Below are 16,302 nucleotides of genomic sequence, written 5' to 3'. Positions count from 1 at the left end.
TATCGCATATGACTTGTGGCGGCGGTCTGCGCGCACGCCTCGTCCTTCGAGACGGCGCTGACGCGCCTCCTCAGGATGAGGCTAATCGGCGTCAGTGCCCGTTGAAACTGCTGCCGCGCACTCCGACCTGATCCTGAGGAGCCCGCCTCAAGCGGGCGTCTCGAAGGATGGCCGCAGGGAAAATCTCAAATGCGATAGCCCTGCGCTCGCCTCGGCCTCCCGGGAGGGTGGGGTCACGGCCACCTGGCCTTGCCCCACCTTGACTCCCCCAAAATTCGTTATACAACATAACTATTCTGACAAGGACGCAAATGACACAAGGAAACGCCGAGACCGCGAATGCGGGTCCCTCCGGGCTGTTGAGGATCGAGCGGGCGGACCGGGTTCTGACCGTGGGTCTGAACCGGCCGGCCAAGCGCAATGCGCTCAATGACGGCATCATCCTGGAAATCGGCGAGTGTTTTGCGAACCTGCCCGAGGATATCGGCGCGGTCGTCATCCACGGTATCGGCGACCATTTCTCCAGTGGCCTCGACCTCTCCGAGCTGACCGAGCACGACGCCACCGGCGGGCTCCTGCACTCCCAGATGTGGCACCGGGTGTTCGACCGCATCCAGTACAGCCGCGTGCCCGTGATCGCAGCGCTCCGGGGCGCCGTGATCGGCGGCGGGCTGGAGCTTGCCTGCGCGGCCCATATCCGCGTCGCCGAGCCCTCGACCTATTTCGCGCTGCCGGAGGGGCAGCGCGGCATTTTCGTCGGCGGCGGCGGCTCGGTGCGGCTGCCGCGGCTGATCGGCGTTGCCCGGATGATGGACATGATGCTGACGGGACGCGTCTACAGCGCGACCGAGGGCGCGTCCTACGGCTTTGCGCAATATCTGACGGAGGCCGGCAACGGGCTCGGCAAAGCGCTGGAGCTTGCGACCAAGGTGGCGTCCAACGCCCCGCTGACGAATTTCGCCGTGCTCCAGGCGCTGCCGATGATCGCAGAGGCCAATCCGCAGACCGGCCTGTTGATGGAGTCGCTGATGGCCACCGTCGCGCAGAGCGACAAGGAGGCCAAGCGGCGGATCCGCGAATTCCTCGAGCACAAGACCGCGAAGGTGAAGCCCAAATCATGAGCGTAAAGTCATGAGCGCCCAGCCGTCCTCTTCCGGCATGGAGCGCGGCGCGAGCAATTTCCCGCTGCGGCCCATCTCGTTCGGCAATCCCGTCGTCAACATCGAGCGGCGCGACGACGGCACGATTTACCTGCGGCCAAAGCAGCCGCTCGGCGACTATCCGGTCCGCATCACCGACCGCCTGCATCATTGGGCCACGACGACGCCGGACCGCGTCTTCATGGCCGAGCGCGAAGGCGGCCGCGGCTGGCGCAAGATCACCTATGCCGAGCTGCTCACCGCGAGCCGTCACATCGCCTCCGCATTGATCCAGCGCGGCCTGTCGGCCGAGCGGCCGGTCGTCATCCTCTCCGGTAATTCGATCGACCACGCGCTCCTGGCGTTCGGCGCGTTCTATGCCGGCGTTCCGTTCTGCCCGGTGTCGCCGGCCTATTCGCTGGTGTCGAAGGATTACGGCAAGCTGTCCTATCTGATGAAGCTGCTGACGCCGGGCCTCGTCTTCGCCGACGATGCCGACAAGTTCGCCGATGCGCTCGCCGCCAACGTCTCGCTCGGCACCGAGATCGCCGCGTCCTATGGGCACGTGCCGGGCCGCGACGTGACCCTGCTGGCCGACCTGATGGCGACGCCGATCCGTGGCGATCTCGACAACGTTCACGGCAGGATCGGCCCTGACACGATCGCAAAATTTCTGCTGACCTCGGGCTCGACCGGCAATCCCAAGGCCGTCGTCAACACCCAGCGTATGATCTGCGCCAATCAGGTGATGCTGCGCGAGACGCTCGCCTTCCTGAAGGACGAGCCGCCGGTCATCATCGATTGGCTGCCGTGGAATCACACCTTCGGCGGCAATCACAACATCGGCCTGACGCTCTACAACGGCGGCTCGATGTATCTGGACGCCGGTAAGCCGGTGCCTGGGGGCATCGAGGAGACCGTGCGCAATCTCCGGGAGATTTCACCGACGGTCTATTTCAACGTGCCCAAGGGTTATGAATCGCTGCTGCCCTATCTGCGCGACGACCAGGGCTTGCGCGCCAAGTTCTTCGACCGGCTGCATGCGATGTTCTTCTCCGGCGCGGCGCTGTCGCCGTTCGTCTGGGACAGCCTCGATGAGCTCGCGGCGAAGGAGAAGGGCTATCGCGTGCCGATGCTGACCGGTCTCGGCGCGACCGAGACCGCGCCGTTCTTCATGTCGGTCAACCCGCGCACCAGCCGCTCCGGCCATGTCGGCCTGCCCGTCTCCGGCAACGACGCCAAGCTGGTGCCGAACAACGGCAAGCTGGAAGTGCGCGCCAAGGGGCCGAACGTGATGCCCGGCTACTGGCGCCAACCCGACATCACGGCAAAATCCTTCGACGAGGAAGGATTCTACAAGATGGGCGATGCGCTCAAGCCCGCCGATCCCGATGATTTCAACGCCGGCTTCGATTTCGACGGCCGCGTCAGCGAGGACTTCAAGCTCGCGAGCGGCACCTGGGTCAGCGTCGGTCCCCTGCGCGCGCGCCTCACCGCGGCCTGCGCGCCCCTGGTGCGCGACGTCGTCATCGCCGGCATCAACCGCGACGAGATCTCCGCGCTGGTCGTGCTCGATCTCGACGGCTGCCGGCTGATCAACCCGACGCTGCCGCCCGACGATCTCGTCGTCGCGACGCGCGACCGCCTGGTGCGCGAGGCTTTCCGCGAGCGCCTGACCCGTTTCCTCGGCCAGGCCACGGGATCCTCGACACGGATCACGCGCGCAATCCTGATGGACACGCCACTCTCGATCGACAAGGGCGAAGTCACCGACAAGGGCTCGATCAACCAGCGCGCAGTGCTGGAGCATCGCGGCGAGCTGATCGAGGAGCTCTACGCTGCCAATCCGTCGAACCGTGTGATATCGGTCGCCTAGAAAAATATCGCCAAAGGAGAACGCCATGTTGTTGAAGGATCAGGCAGCCATCGTCACCGGCGGCGCATCGGGACTGGGCGCGGCCACCGCGAGAAAGCTGGCCGCACAGGGCGCCAAGGTCGCGGTGTGCGACCTCAACACCAAGCTGGCCGAAACGGTCGCCGCAGAGATCAAGGGCGTGGCCGTCACCTGCGACGTCTCCGATGCCGCCTCCGCTGAAGCCGCGATCGCGCAGGCGACCAAGGCCCATGGCCCGGCGCGCGTGCTGGTCAATTGTGCCGGCATCGGCGTTGCCAAGCGCGTGGTCGGCCGCGACGGCCCGATGGCGCTTTCGGATTTCGACAAGGTGATCAAGGTCAACCTGATCGGCACCTTCAACATGCTGCGCCTCGCCGCCACCGAAATGTCCAAGCTGGAGCCGCAGGCGACCGGCGAGCGCGGCGTCATCATCAACACCGCCTCCGTTGCCGCCTATGACGGCCAAATCGGCCAATCCGCCTATTCGGCCTCCAAGGGCGGCATCGTCGGCATGACGCTGCCGATCGCGCGCGAGCTCGCGCAGTTCGGCGTCCGCGTGCTGACGATCGCCCCCGGCCTGTTCCTGACGCCGCTGCTGGCGAACCTGCCGCAGGAGGCCCAGGACTCGCTCGCCGCCGCGATCCCCTTCCCGCGCCGGCTCGGCCAGGCCGACGAGTTCGCCGCGCTCGCGCTGCACATGGTCGAGAATGCGTATCTGAACGGCGAGGTGGTGCGCCTCGACGGCTCGCTGCGCATGGCGCCCAAGTAAATTCGCAGAGTAAGGCCGCCAGATGTTCGTGAACCGGCGCGAGGTCCAGATCCAGTGGGGCGATTGCGACCCCGCGAACATCGTCTACTACCCGCGCTATTTCGCGATGTTCGACGATTCGACCTCGACCCTGTTCGAAGCCGCCGGCTTCTCCAAGCAGGACCTGGTCCGCAAATACGGCCTGGTGGGCATCCCCATGGTCGACACGCGGGCCAAGTTCTACATCCCCTCGACCTATGGCGACTGGATCACCATTGAAACCAAGATCGAGAGCATCAAGCGCTCGAGCTTTGAGGTGAAGCACAACGTCTACAAAGGCGAGGCGCTCGCGATCGAGGGTTTTGAGACCCGCGTCCTGGTCGGCCGCGATCCCGTTAACCCAGACAAGTTGAAATCGGCACCGTTCCCGGCGGAAATGGTAGCCAAGTTCACGGGAAGCTAAATCGCCGCATCACCAAAAGAGGGGGCTGAATTACCCCCCGATTTCTGCTTTCAAATAAACACGTAAAGGGAGGAATAGATGAAACGCTTTTATTTGACCGCTGCCATCACTGCGGCCGCGCTGGCTCTGCCGGCGCTGCCCGCGCTGGCCCAGACCAGCGAAGTCACCATCGGCATCACCACCACCACGACCGGCCCGGGTGCGGCACTCGGCATTCCCGAGCGCAACGCGCTGGAATTCGTGCCGAAGGAGATCGGCGGCGTGCCGCTGAAGGTGATCGTGCTCGACGACGGCGGCGATCCCACCACCGCCACCACCAACGCCCGCCGCTTCGTCACCGAATCCAAGGCCGATATCATCATGGGTTCGGCGCTGACGCCGCCGACCATCGCGGTCTCCAACGTCGCCAATGAAGCCGGCATCCCGCACTTCGGTCTGGCGCCCTTCCCGATCACGCCGGAGCGCATGAAGTGGTCGGTGGCGATGCCGCAGCCGATTCCGATCGTCGGCAAGGTGCTGTACGACCACATGAAGGCCAAGGGCGTGAAGACGCTCGGTTACATCGGCTATTCCGATTCCTACGGCGACCTCTGGTTCAACGATTTGAAGGCGCAGGCCGTGCCGATGGGGATGACCATCGTCGACGAGGAGCGCTTCGCTCGTCCCGACACTTCGGTGACCGGCCAGGTGCTGAAGCTCGTCGCCGCCAATCCGGACGCCATCCTGGTCGGCGCCTCCGGCACCGCGGCCGCGCTGCCGCAGACCGAGCTGCGCGAGCGCGGCTACAAGGGCCTGATCTACCAGACCCACGGCGCGGCCAGCATGGACTTCATCCGCATTGCCGGCAAAGCAGCGGAAGGCGTGCTGATGGCCTCGGGTCCCGTCATGGCCCCCGAGGAACAGCCGGACAGCGCGCTGACCAAGAAGCCGGGCCTCGCGCTGAACTCCGCCTACGAGGCAAAGTACGGCCCCAACAGCCGCAGCCAGTTCGCCGGCCATTCCTTTGATGCGTTCGAGATCCTCAAGCGCGTCATTCCGGCGGCGTTGAAGACGGCCAAGCCCGGCACGCCGGAATTCCGCGAAGCCATCCGCCAGGCGCTGCTGACGGAGAAGGAGCTGGCGGCGAGCCAGGGCGTCTACAACTTCACCGAAAAGGACCGCTACGGCCTCGACGAGCGCTCGCGCATCCTGCTCACGGTGAAGGACGGCAAGTACACGCTGGTGAAGTAGGCGTCGCCAAGATTCGAGACAACGAGAGCCGGCCCACTGGGCCGGCTCTTTGTTTTGGTTAGTGGAGTGAGCTGCAGCTCCGGCACCGGTGCGCCCCCTCTCCCGCTTGCGGGAGAGGGTTGGGGAGAGGTGCCTCCGCGTTGGGACCTTCCGAGACTTACGGAGAAACCCCCCTAGAGGAGAAAACCCTCACCCGGCGCTTCGCGCCGACCTCTCCCGCAAGCGGGAGAGGTTGCACCGAGTCAGCCGATGCACCGCGGCTACGCCGCCTGCCGTAGCGGCGTCCAGGCGAATTCCGGATAATAGTCGTCCATCATGCGGTCGACATAGGCGGTGAGGTTCGGAAATCCCTCGGCCCGCTCGCGCAAGGCGGATTCGAAGAACGGTGAGAGGACGCCGGCGAGCATACCGAACGCAGTGGCATCGACGCCGCAGGGCCTGTTGCCCATCAGGAAGGCTTTGTCGCCGAGCTGCACCGACAGCGCGAACAGCGAACGCACGGCAAGATCGACGTCGTCATCCGGCGCATGGCGGCCGAGGCCAGAGAGCAGATAGTTCTCGGCGACGCGGAATTGAGCGTCCTCGCGCAGCTTCTCGCGATTGTGCTCCGGCGCACCGTCGAAGAAATGCGCGGGCCCCTTGGCGAAATTGACCGGATCGACCCAGCGCGCGCCCACCAGCGCCCAATAGACGTGGTGCTCGATCATGCGCTCGAACGCCCAGGCCTGCGCACGCTCGGCCAAGGTGAGGCCGGCATCGAAATCGAAGCCGTAGCGGCGCTCGATATGGGCCCGGATGAAGGTGGAATCGGCCACCGCCTCGCCGCCATCGTCGATGAAGGGCAGCTGCCCCTTGGGCGAGGCCGGCGGCATCGCCCGCTCTTTCCGATAAGGCAGTCCCGCCATCTTGAGCTGCACCTCGGTCTTGGTGACGAAGGGGCTGATTTCCGGCAGGCCGAAGCCGGCGCCAAAGCCGTAAAGCGTGATCATGCAAGCTCTCCTGAACCTGTCGAACGAGTGGAAGGAACCTAGCGGCCGGCTGCTGCCACCATGGTGGCAGCAGCCGTGATATCTTCTGCGAAGCGGGCCCCGCGCCAGGCGCGGCCCATCAGATGGCGGACCAGCGCATTCGCGGCATGGTTCAGCGAGCGTGTCACCACGCTTGCGAGCGCAAATCGGAGATCAACGGCCATGAGATCGAGCGGAACGAGGCGGCCAAACGCCCAAGCCCGCAACATTTGGCCGTGCCACAGCTGCGCCCGCCACAGTGGACCGGCCTGGCCGAAATGGGTTGGAATGATCATGGACAAATCCTCTTCAGTCGATGTGTTGTCCCGGTATAGAACCCCCCTGCTGCCAACATCCTGTCAGCAGCCGCGCGCCGATTTCTGATCCGTCGTTCGAGAAGAGAACTGTCATGAGACGCGCCGACCGGCTGTTTCAAATCATCCAGGTGCTAAGGCGCACGCGTAAGCCGCTGACGGCAGACGCGATCGCGGCCGAGCTCGAGACTTCGAAGCGCACCATCTATCGCGACATCGCAACCCTGATCGGCCAGCGCGTGCCGATCCGCGGCGAAGCCGGCATGGGTTACATCCTGGAAAAGGGTTTCGACCTGCCGCCCCTGATGCTGACGCCGGACGAGATCGAGGCGGCCGTGCTGGGCGCGCAATGGGTCGCAGGCCACGCCGATTCCGCGCTGGCGCGCGCGGCCGAAGACTTGATGGCCAAGATCGCCGATACCGTCCCGGAGCGCCTGCGCCCCTTCGTACTGGAGCCGGCGAGCCGGGCGCGTCCGAGCTGGAACCGGGAACCGGACCGCCTGGACATGGCGCGCACCCGGACCCAGATCCACGAAGGCAAGAAGATCATGCTGCGCTATCGCGACGAACAGGGCCGCCCCAGCGAGCGCATGATCTGGCCGATCTCGGTCGGCTATCTCGAAGCCGTGCGGCTGCTGGCGGCCTGGTGCGAGCTGCGCGGCGACTTCCGCAGCTTCCGCACCGACCGCGTGGTCGATGCGACCTATCTCGACGAGAAATATCCGGAACGGCGCGACGTGCTGCGCGCGAGATGGCGGCAGAGCCTGGTCTGGGGTCCGCCGAAGGACACGTGAGGACGATGGACGAGACCGAGCTGTCGAGCTGTTGCCAGGGCTGCGGCGCCTGCTGCGGCTATTCGCAGAACTGGCCGCGCTTCTCGATCGAGAGCGACGAGGAGCTTGCGCTGATCCCGGAGGCGCTCGTCAACGACCGGCAATCGGGCATGCGCTGCGAGGGCGATCGCTGCGCGGCATTGCAAGGCGAGATCGGAAGGATGACGGCCTGCGGCATCTATGACGTGCGGCCGGAGGTGTGCCGCACCTGCATGCCTGGTGACGCCGAATGCGCGATGGCGCGGCGGAAGTTCGGCCTGCCCGTTATCGAGGCCGCTTAGGCGGGGACGGCTTCGCCGATCTCGTCGTCGAGCTCGTCATCGAGCGGTGCGAGCACCGAGAGCGGCTTGGTCGACAGCGTGATCGGCTTGCGCCCACCCGTCAGCGACGTCGAAGCTTTCGCGGTACCTTCGCGCGACAGCGCGAAGAGCGTCGAGCCGACGCGGCCGCCATTCTCGATCAGGTCGCGCTCGCTGCAGCTCGCTGCGATCGCGACCGCCAGCGAGTGCAAATGGCTACGGCGGTAGCAGAACAGCGCCAGCCTGGCGCGCACGTCAGGGGAAACACTCTCAACCAGCCTCGGCAAGCCACTCTCGCTGGCGCGATACATCTCGCCAAGGAGCTCGTCGCGGACCGGGCAGAAATCGCTTTCAAAGGCGTCGCGGCTTGAAAACATTGCAGTTCTCCCTCGTGTAAGGAAGATGCAGCGCAATTCTCTAACGAAAGGTTAACCACGCTGCCCGGTAGTCACCCGGGGTGGTTGCGCGTCGGCCGCGAATCGGTGGGACGCCTTGGTGGGGTTTTCAAAGTCTTCCGCGGCGTCATGGCCGGGCTTGTCCCGACCCTTCACGGAAAGCCAGGAGGCACGAAGAACGTGGAGGCCCGGGACAAGCCCGGGCATGATGATCCCTCGTGCTGATGGCGATTGCCTCTCCCCGAAAGGCCCAAAGGCGACCTTCAGTTCGCCGCCATGAAGATCGCGAGGCCGAAGCCGGTCAGGTGGTGCAGCGCCTGGTCGACGCCGATCAGGGTCCAGAACCAGGGATGGGCGAGGTCGACGCCGAAATTGGCGGAGACGTATCCCTTGGCGCGGTCGATCGTGATGTGGATCAGGAAGTCGAAGAAAGCCACGAACCAGAATCGCGGCGCCACGATCACGATCAGCGGCAGCGCGACGGCAAGGTGGACCAGGCAGTGCACCAGGAGCGGCAGGGCCCAGCCATGCTTCTGATCCTTGCCGTGCGCCATCCAGGCGGTTTGAAGAACGAAATCGGCGATGACGTGCTTGAAGGTGAGCAGCAACATCCAGCCAATGAGCGCTTCAACCGGAATCGCCGATGACATGGGTGGAAACGACAAAGCTGACGCCCTCATTGACGTGACGAGAAGAATTGGAGCGTTCAGCGCAACTTCTTCTTGGACCGGTCAAATCGCCGGGACGCGCAATTTATGACATCTCCCGCGGCGGAATGCAGCCGGGTGGAACCGGAAAATCGCCAAGTGTGGCTAACCGGTGATAGGATGGCCAATCGCCGCGGACATATCGAGTAAGGTTACCTCCGGCTCGAAATTTGCATTCCGCTGCCTTCGCGCTATCATCGGCGATCGGGAATATCGTTCTTTTTTCAGGCGTTTACGAATTACCGGGCCCGCCGCGCTTCCAAGCCACGCGCGGCCGCCAGCCAAACGATAAGGCCAGAGTGCCGCCATGAGTACCGAAGGCCCCATCGCATCGCCGACCATGCCGCCGCCCCGGCGCCCCAAGGTGATCAAGACCAACCAGCAGCAGGTTCTCCTCTACGTCGTGCTGACCCTGCTGCTGTCGTTCGCCACCGTCTGGGCCGGCCGCACGCTGGTGCACAATTCGGAGACGCTGACCTTTGCCGTCGGCGGCCCCAACAGCGATGAGGCGCTGTTCGCGGCCAAGCTCGCCGCCCTCCTGAAGAACAACGCTTCGCGCTTGCGGATCAACATCGTCAACAACGCCGACAATGCCAAGGCGCTCGCGCAGTTCGACCGCAGGCAGGCCGACCTCGCCGTGCTGCGCACCGACGCCAAGGTGCCGCTGCGGGCGCGCACGCTCGCGATCCTCGAGCACGATCTCGTGCTCCTGCTCGGTCCCGGCAACAAGAAGATCAAGTCGCTGGCCGAATTGAAGAAGAAGAAGGTCGCGGTCGTCGCCGAGAACGAATCCTCGCTCGCCTTCGTCCGCAGCATCCTCGACGTCCCCGATGGCCCTGAGGCTGCGAAGATCCAGATGGCGCCGCAGGGCGCGACGCTCGACAAGCTGTTCGCCCCGGCAAACGGCTTCAGCGCGGTGATCGCGATCGTCCACGCCTCGAAGGCGGTCCGGGACAAATCCTATGAGCAAGCCGCCAAGCGCGGCGGCTTCACACTGAACACCATCGAAGAAGCCAAGACGCTGGCGCGCAAATTTCCCGGCATTTCCGATGAGACCGTGACAGCCGGCTCGGTGTCGACATCCCCGCAGATTCCCGACGACGATCTCGACACGATCGGTCTCGAATGGCTGCTGGTCGCGCAATCCCGGATGTCCCCAAGCACGGCCGGCGAGCTCGCCCGCATCGTCTACGAGAACAAGGCGGCGCTCGGGCTCGACAACGGCTTTGCCACCAGGATCGAGCCGGCCTCGGTCGAGAAGGACGCCTTCGTGGTCGCGCATCGGGGCGCCGCCGACTACATCAACGACGACACCAAGTCGTTCGTGGATAAGTACAGCGACCTGATGTATCTGGGCGTCGCGGCGCTCAGCGTCATCGGGTCGATCTTCGCCGCGATCTACGCTAAGATCACCCGCATCGCGCCGGAGAAGGCCAGCGAGCTCTCGACCGCCATCCTCGACATCGGCGAGCGGATCGAGCACGCCCATTCGCTGGATCAGCTCGAATGTCTCCAGGATGAGCTCGAGACCATCTTGCGCGGTGCCGTCATCGGCCTCAGGGACGGCACGATCAGTACCGACGGGCTCGACACCTTCAAGCTCGGCTACGAATTCGTCCGTGACGAGATCGGCATGCGCCGCGACTATCTGAAACGTCATGCCGGCGAAGCCGACAAGACGGTACGCGATGCCGGCCCGGCTCCGTCAGACGACAGCAATGTCGTGGTGGTGAAGACCGCCCAGAGCGCCTGACAGCCGCCCCACCGTTGTCGTGTCCCGGACAGCTGCAATGCCGAAGGCATCGCAGCGCTGAGCCGGACCCAGGAACCGGCACAATATCCGTGACCACATGGACCCCGGTCCTGCGGTGCATCACTTCGTGCTGCGCCGCGTCCGGGGCACGAGACGGAGGCTACCCGTCCGATCGCCAGCCAGTCTGGAACCCTGCCCACCCGCAACCGTTGGTTTCCGGTTGCAACCGGAGAACGCGGCATGCGTGCACTCCTCATCATCCTCCTTCTGGCAATGCTGGCGGCGGCCGGCTACTTCGCCTATTCCGCAATGGCGGTCGAAGGTGAGCCGATCCCGACGGAAGGCTATGTGGCACTGGCGCTGGGCGCGGGGTTTTCCGTCATTGTCGGCGTCGGGCTGATGGTGCTGCTGTTCTTCAGCAGCCGCCGCGGCTACGACGAGCCGCCACATTTCAGGTAAGGCACCCCGCCAGGGACGGCGGCGTGGACGGCAGGCCCGCTGCAGCGGCGCGGCAAACGACCGGCGCCGTCGTTGACGGCCTCCGCCCGGGCGGGCACTTTGGCGCCGACAACGGAGACGAGAATGTCGGACACAGCCGACGCAGCATCTAGCCCCCTGCTCGAAATCATCGGCGCCCGCGCCACCATCCGCCTCAACCGGCCGAAACATCTCAACCGGCTGCAGGCGGAGGATCTCGACGAGCTGACGAGACTGTTCGACCGGGTCGAGGCCGATCCCGATATTCGCGTGCTGGTGCTGACCGGAACCGGGCGCGCCTTCTCCGCCGGCTACGATCTCAATTCGGTCGCGGAACGCGCGGTCAGCGCGGGCGAGCAGCAGAGCGCGGGCTCGGCCTTCGAGGCCGTCGTCAACCGGCTCGAGGATCTCGGCGTGCCGACCATCTGCCGGCTCAATGGCGGCGTCTATGGCGGCTCGACCGACCTCGCACTCGCCTGCGATTTCCGCGTCGGCGTCGATACCGCGGAAATGTTCATGCCGGCGGCGCGCCTTGGGCTGCATTACTACCCGAGCGGCATCAAGCGCTACGTGACCCGCCTCGGCGTCGACAATGCGAAGAAGCTGTTCCTCACCGCGCAGAAGATCGACGCCCCGGAGATGCTGCGCATCGGCTATCTCACCACAATGGTGCCGCTGGAATTCCTGGACGAGGAGGTCGACACGCTCGCTGCGATCCTCGCCGGCAACGCCCCCCAAGCGATGCGCGGCATGAAGCGCGCGATCAACGAGTTCGCCCGCGGCGAGCTCGATGAAGGCGCCGCCGACCGGCGCCACCGCGACAGCATGCGCGGCGACGAGATCAAGGAAGGCATCAAGGCGTTCGCCGACAAGCGGGCACCGCGATTTTGACGCCCTCTCATCCACCCGCCGCGGCGGCATGCTGCGCCGCCATCTCCGCATCTGCGGCATTGATGCGCTGGAACGCCGGCCGCGCCGTCATGCGCTCCGCATAGCGGACGAAGACATCCTTCTTCGGCACGATGCCGAACATCATGGTCCAGCTGAACGCGACGCCCCACAATACGTCGGCCGCCGTCATGCGCTCGCCGAGCAGATAGGGCCCGTTCGCCAACTGGGCCTTGAGCGCACCCAGCATCGTATCGTAATCGGCATAGGGCGATTGCGTGATCGGCGCCGGCTCTCGCTGCATGAACTTGTCGATCAAGGCCGGCTCGAACGACGACCCATAATAGGCGATCCAGCGCAGATAAGGCCCGCGCAGCGGATCGTTCAGGGCGGGGGTCAGCCCCGCTTGCGGGAACAGGTCGGCGAGATAGATGGTGATCGCGACCTGCTCGGTCACCAGCGCCTCGCCGTGGCGAATCGCCGGCACCTTGCCGAGCGGGTTGAGGGCGAGATAGGCGGGCTTGCGCTGATCGCCGGCCTTCATGTTGAGGACATGGAGATCGTAAGGTGCCCCCAGCTCCTCGAGCAGCACGCGCGTGCCGGTGGCGCGCGTCTGCGGCGAATAGAACAGGGTGATGCGGTTCGGATCGGTCATGGCAGTCTCCATCTGGCCGGCTGGCGATGGCGCCGCTTGTAGCGGACCATACCTGACATCTTGTGTCAGGTATGGTCTAAGGGATCATGCGCGCGAGCCGGATGCTGTCGATCCTCACTACCCTCCAGGCCAGGGGACAGGTCACCGCGCCCGAGCTCGCGCAGGCCTGCGAAGTGTCGGTGCGCACGATCTATCGGGACATCGACGCGCTCGCGGCGTCCGGCGTTCCCGTTTATGCCGACCGCGGCGCGGAAGGCGGCTATCGGCTGCTCGACGGCTATCGCGTGCGGCTGAACGGGCTGTCGCAGAGCGAGGCGGGCGCGTTGTTCCTGGCGGGATTGCCAGGCCCGGCCGCCGCACTCGGGCTCGATGCTGCGATGATCGCCGCCCAAAACAAGCTGATGGCGGCACTGCCACCGAATTTGCGTGAGGATGCCGGGCGGATGCAGGAGCGTTTCCACCTGGACGCGCCCGGCTGGTTCGGTGAAGCGGAAGACCCGAAGCACCTGCGCACCATCGCCGGCGCCGTGCTGCGCGGGACGCTGATCAGGATCCGGTACCGGAGCTGGCGCGCCGAGAAGCAGCGCCGCGTCGCGCCGCTCGGCCTCGTGCTGAAGGGCGGCAGCTGGTATCTCGCAGGACAAGTCGATGGCAGCGTGCGTACCTATCGCGTCGCACGCGTGCTCGACTGCACAGCCCTCGGCGACCACTTCGATCGTCCCGCCGGCTTCGACCTCGCCGCCCATTGGCGGGCCGCGACGCTGCGGCTCGAAGCGGAGATGCACCCCAATGTCGCGATCGTCCGCCTGTCGCCGTTCGGCGTGAAGCTGCTCGACGCGCTCAGCCAGCCCTATGTCAAGGCACGCACGCAGCTCGAGGAGACAGCCGATGCAGACGGCTGGCGCATTGCGCGCGTGCCGGTCGGAAAGACATCGTGGCATGCCGCGGCCGAACTGCTGCGGCTCGGCCCGGAAGCCGAAGTCCTTGAACCGGCCGATCTCCGCGACAAGATGGCCGAGCTGACGCAGGCGATGGCCGTGCGCTATCGCGCGGCGCAGAAAGCCTGATCGCGGCGCATTCTGCCGCAGCCGACGAAACATTCCTGAAACACGATTCTTCCCGCTTGCCATGAACGCGATCGCGTCTCGTCTCGACGGAAATGCAGGGACGCAACAATGGCCCTAGCGCCGAATGGAGAATGAAGATGTTTCGTAAGCTTGCACTTGGTCTGATCGCCGCCGGCTCGCTCGGCGTTGCCGCTCTCGCCCCCACCGCGGCCTCGGCCGGCGGCTTCCATCACCATCATGGTCATCACCACTGGGGTCCCGGCTGGGGCTTTGGCGGTATCTACCTCAACACCGGCGTCAGCAATTGCTATCAGGAGCGCCTGGTCCGGACCCGTCACGGCCTGCGCGTGCGCGTCGTGAACGTCTGCGCCTACGGGATCTACTGATATCTCGATATCACGACAAAGCTCCGGTCGCATCGCGGCCGGAGTTTTGCGTTGAGCTAGCCGGCCTGCCGCTGCCGGCGAAACCAGGCCCAGGTCTCGCGCGTCGTTCTGATGTAGCCGCGGCCGCGATGGACGATCTCGCCGTCGACGATCGCGTTCAGCTTCGGCAGGGCGTGAAAGGGGATCGAGGGATAAGCGTGGTGCTCGACATGATACGGCATGTTCCACGCGAACCATTTGACGATAGCACCGGTGTAAGTCGTGCGGGTGTTCTGAAAGGCGCTGCGGGTGCGGTCGCAACCGGTATGCTCGGCGTAGAGATAGGGCCGCAGGAAGAACTGCCCGATCACGAGCGGCACGATCCAGACCCAGAGCAGCAGCGCTGAAGAGAACCACAGCGACAGCGCGAGCAGCAGGGCGTAGAGCGCGACATAGGCGCGCGCCTCGGCAACGATGGTGCTGCGCTTGCTCTCGGGAATCCATGGCACGACGACCTTGCCGGTGATCGCGTGGCCGAGCATCAGCCGCAGACGGCCGGCGACCTGGAGCAGGCCGCTATAGGCGAGCGCAAGCTGGGTGTCGGACGTCGGCTTCACGCCAACGATCAGCTCGGGATCCCTTTCCGGGTCCTGCGTGAAGCGATGATGGTCCCAGTGAAACAGACAGTAATATTCGTAAGGCAGCCCGATGATGAACGCCGAGAGATAGCCGACGCCGAGATTGAGGCCCCGGCTCCTGAATGCCGTCTTGTGCGCGGTCTCGTGCACCGCCATGAACAGGAAGGCAACGACATAGCCCTGCACCACCATCAGCGGCAGCGCCCAGAGCGCGCCCCAGCTCGACGAAACCTTCCAGATCAGCCCGCCCACCAGCACAATCACGCTGTAATGGCCGAGGCTCTGCACCGCACCTCTGATGTTGGAGCGAACCGACAATTCGCGCAGCGTGGTGGGCGTCAGGGGCTTCAGGCGATGGCCGGCGTCCGGAATGGTTGCGTCGCTCATGGTCGGTTGCGTGCCCTACTTGCGGAGAAGCTCGGCGATCTCGACCTTGATGAAGGCCTGGTCGCGGGGATTGTTGATGGGATTGCCGGAGCGATGGCCATGCAGCGACGGGATCGGATGCAGCACCGCCGATCTCGCGTTGACGAGCTTGCCGAGCTCGTCCTCGTTGTCGTGCACGTCGAAATAACGGTCAGTCGCGCCCGGCATCAGCAGCATGTGGGCCTTGATCGCCGCCAGCGCGCGATCGAGATCGCCGGCGAATGCCCCACACCGACTGATGTCGCCACGCTGCCAGATGCCGATCTGCGCCAGAAGATCGTTGGCATCGCGCCGCGCGAAGGTCGCATCCCAGGCGCGGACGAGATAATCCTCGAGTGAAGTGAAGCCGGCCTCGCGCCAGAGCTCGTCGCGGTAGAAGCCGTGCGACATCGCCCAGCCGGCATAGACGCGTCCCATGGCGCGGTAGCCGGCGACGGGTTTTTCGGGGAAAAGGCCATCGCGGAAGGCGGGATCGGCCGTGAGCGCGGCCTTCACGCTTTCAAGGAAGACGTAGTTGTAGGGTGCGCAGCGGGCGCTGCCGCAGACGACCGCGGCGCGCTCGACCATGTCCGGATGCAGCGCCGACCAGTGATAGGCCTGCATGCCGCCCATCGACCAGCCATAGACCAGCGCGAGCTTCGAGATGCCAAAGCGCTCGGTGAGCAGCCGGTGCTGGACCGCGACGGCATCGTGATAGCTCACTTCCGGGAAAGGCGCGGGCGTGTTCGAGGGCGACGACGACAGGCCGTTGCCGAACAGGTTCGGGATGATGATGAAGTAGTGCGTGGGATCGAGCACGCCGTCGGGCCCGATCAGCCATTCAATGTCGGTGTGCTGGGCGCTGAACGAGGTCGGATAGAGGATGACGTTGTCTTTGGCCGGGCTCAGCGTGCCGTAGGTCTTGTAGGCGAGCTTCAGCGCGGGAAACACGGACCCGGATTGGAGCGTGACGTCGCCAGCCTCGAAGATGTCGTAGTCGCGCTGCGCCGTCATGCACTCAGCTC

General features: G+C 65.1%; 19 protein-coding genes. 12 read left to right on the top strand and 7 right to left on the bottom strand.

From position 1 onward, the window contains the following. Positions 1-311: 311 nt before the first annotated feature. The 5 genes from I6F12_RS14020 (at position 312) to I6F12_RS14000 (ending at position 5,474) form a co-directional block, all read left to right on the top strand. Positions 312-1,121: a crotonase/enoyl-CoA hydratase family protein gene (locus tag I6F12_RS14020; protein ID WP_035997250.1), complete on the top strand. Its 810-nt coding sequence runs from the start codon at positions 312-314 to the stop codon at positions 1,119-1,121. Between the two features lie 10 nt (positions 1,122-1,131). Further along, a complete protein-coding gene (locus I6F12_RS14015; RefSeq protein ID WP_225156647.1) occupies positions 1,132-3,015 on the top strand; it encodes a feruloyl-CoA synthase in 1,884 nt (627 codons plus the stop codon). A gap of 25 nt (positions 3,016-3,040) precedes the next feature. Then, entirely contained in the window at positions 3,041-3,802 is a 762-nt protein-coding gene (locus I6F12_RS14010; RefSeq protein WP_036036313.1) for an SDR family NAD(P)-dependent oxidoreductase, read from the top strand. 22 nt (positions 3,803-3,824) lie between these two features. Next, positions 3,825-4,244, top strand: coding sequence for a thioesterase family protein (locus tag I6F12_RS14005; protein WP_157283120.1), 420 nt, complete (start codon positions 3,825-3,827; stop codon positions 4,242-4,244). A gap of 78 nt (positions 4,245-4,322) precedes the next feature. Then, complete coding sequence (locus I6F12_RS14000; protein ID WP_035997239.1) at positions 4,323-5,474, top strand: ABC transporter substrate-binding protein; 1,152 nt, start codon at positions 4,323-4,325, stop codon at positions 5,472-5,474. 260 nt (positions 5,475-5,734) lie between these two features. On the opposite strand, the gene I6F12_RS13995 is transcribed toward I6F12_RS14000, so the two are convergent. Both I6F12_RS13995 and I6F12_RS13990 read right to left on the bottom strand, forming a co-directional pair. Continuing rightward, positions 5,735-6,463: a glutathione S-transferase family protein gene (locus tag I6F12_RS13995; RefSeq protein ID WP_036021027.1), complete on the bottom strand. Its 729-nt coding sequence runs from the start codon at positions 6,461-6,463 to the stop codon at positions 5,735-5,737. A gap of 38 nt (positions 6,464-6,501) precedes the next feature. Next, positions 6,502-6,777 carry a hypothetical protein gene (locus I6F12_RS13990; protein WP_225126601.1) on the bottom strand — a complete coding sequence of 92 codons (276 nt, stop codon included), beginning with the start codon at positions 6,775-6,777 and terminating at the stop codon, positions 6,502-6,504. A 113-nt stretch (positions 6,778-6,890) separates the two neighbouring features. On the opposite strand from I6F12_RS13990, the gene I6F12_RS13985 reads away from it, so the two are divergent. Next, positions 6,891-7,589, top strand: a complete 699-nt coding sequence (locus I6F12_RS13985) for a YafY family protein (protein WP_225111545.1) — start codon at positions 6,891-6,893, stop codon at positions 7,587-7,589. Positions 7,590-7,594: 5 nt separating this feature from the next. Beyond that, the gene (locus tag I6F12_RS13980; RefSeq protein WP_035997229.1) at positions 7,595-7,909 is read left to right on the top strand and encodes a YkgJ family cysteine cluster protein; all 315 of its coding nucleotides are present in this window, start codon (positions 7,595-7,597) and stop codon (positions 7,907-7,909) included. Here I6F12_RS13980 and I6F12_RS13975 read toward each other — a convergent pair. Next, a complete protein-coding gene (locus tag I6F12_RS13975) occupies positions 7,906-8,304 on the bottom strand; it encodes a hypothetical protein (RefSeq protein WP_035997226.1) in 399 nt (132 codons plus the stop codon). The genes I6F12_RS13980 and I6F12_RS13975 overlap by 4 nt on opposite strands. Before the next feature lie 281 nt (positions 8,305-8,585). Then, positions 8,586-8,933 carry a DUF3307 domain-containing protein gene (locus tag I6F12_RS13970; RefSeq protein WP_050995827.1) on the bottom strand — a complete coding sequence of 116 codons (348 nt, stop codon included), beginning with the start codon at positions 8,931-8,933 and terminating at the stop codon, positions 8,586-8,588. Between the two features lie 403 nt (positions 8,934-9,336). Between I6F12_RS13970 and I6F12_RS13965 the strand changes: the two genes are divergently transcribed. The 3 genes from I6F12_RS13965 to I6F12_RS13955 all read left to right on the top strand — a co-directional run bounded on the left by I6F12_RS13965 (position 9,337) and on the right by I6F12_RS13955 (position 12,150). After that, complete coding sequence (locus I6F12_RS13965) at positions 9,337-10,782, top strand: TAXI family TRAP transporter solute-binding subunit (RefSeq protein ID WP_225156646.1); 1,446 nt, start codon at positions 9,337-9,339, stop codon at positions 10,780-10,782. Positions 10,783-11,022: 240 nt separating this feature from the next. After that, a complete protein-coding gene (locus tag I6F12_RS13960; RefSeq protein ID WP_035997220.1) occupies positions 11,023-11,241 on the top strand; it encodes a hypothetical protein in 219 nt (72 codons plus the stop codon). 123 nt (positions 11,242-11,364) lie between these two features. Further along, on the top strand, positions 11,365-12,150 hold the full coding sequence (locus tag I6F12_RS13955; protein WP_036021024.1) for an enoyl-CoA hydratase/isomerase family protein: 786 nt from the start codon (positions 11,365-11,367) through the stop codon (positions 12,148-12,150). Positions 12,151-12,157: 7 nt separating this feature from the next. Here the strand turns inward: I6F12_RS13955 and I6F12_RS13950 are convergent, their stop codons facing one another. After that, positions 12,158-12,802 carry a glutathione S-transferase family protein gene (locus I6F12_RS13950; protein ID WP_225156645.1) on the bottom strand — a complete coding sequence of 215 codons (645 nt, stop codon included), beginning with the start codon at positions 12,800-12,802 and terminating at the stop codon, positions 12,158-12,160. 86 nt (positions 12,803-12,888) lie between these two features. On the opposite strand from I6F12_RS13950, the gene I6F12_RS13945 reads away from it, so the two are divergent. Continuing rightward, complete coding sequence (locus I6F12_RS13945) at positions 12,889-13,869, top strand: YafY family protein (RefSeq protein ID WP_225156644.1); 981 nt, start codon at positions 12,889-12,891, stop codon at positions 13,867-13,869. 137 nt (positions 13,870-14,006) lie between these two features. Further along, a complete protein-coding gene (locus I6F12_RS13940; protein WP_028138614.1) occupies positions 14,007-14,255 on the top strand; it encodes a hypothetical protein in 249 nt (82 codons plus the stop codon). A gap of 56 nt (positions 14,256-14,311) precedes the next feature. Here the strand turns inward: I6F12_RS13940 and I6F12_RS13935 are convergent, their stop codons facing one another. Next, entirely contained in the window at positions 14,312-15,259 is a 948-nt protein-coding gene (locus tag I6F12_RS13935) for a fatty acid desaturase (RefSeq protein ID WP_225126611.1), read from the bottom strand. A 15-nt stretch (positions 15,260-15,274) separates the two neighbouring features. Continuing rightward, the gene (locus I6F12_RS13930; protein ID WP_225156643.1) at positions 15,275-16,291 is read right to left on the bottom strand and encodes an alpha/beta fold hydrolase; all 1,017 of its coding nucleotides are present in this window, start codon (positions 16,289-16,291) and stop codon (positions 15,275-15,277) included. Between the last annotated feature and the right edge of the window lie 11 nt (positions 16,292-16,302).

The sequence above is a fragment of the Bradyrhizobium sp. IC4059 genome, from assembly GCF_020193615.1.
Lineage (GTDB): Bacteria > Pseudomonadota > Alphaproteobacteria > Rhizobiales > Xanthobacteraceae > Bradyrhizobium > Bradyrhizobium yuanmingense.
This window is presented reverse-complemented; position numbering and strand designations above follow the sequence as displayed.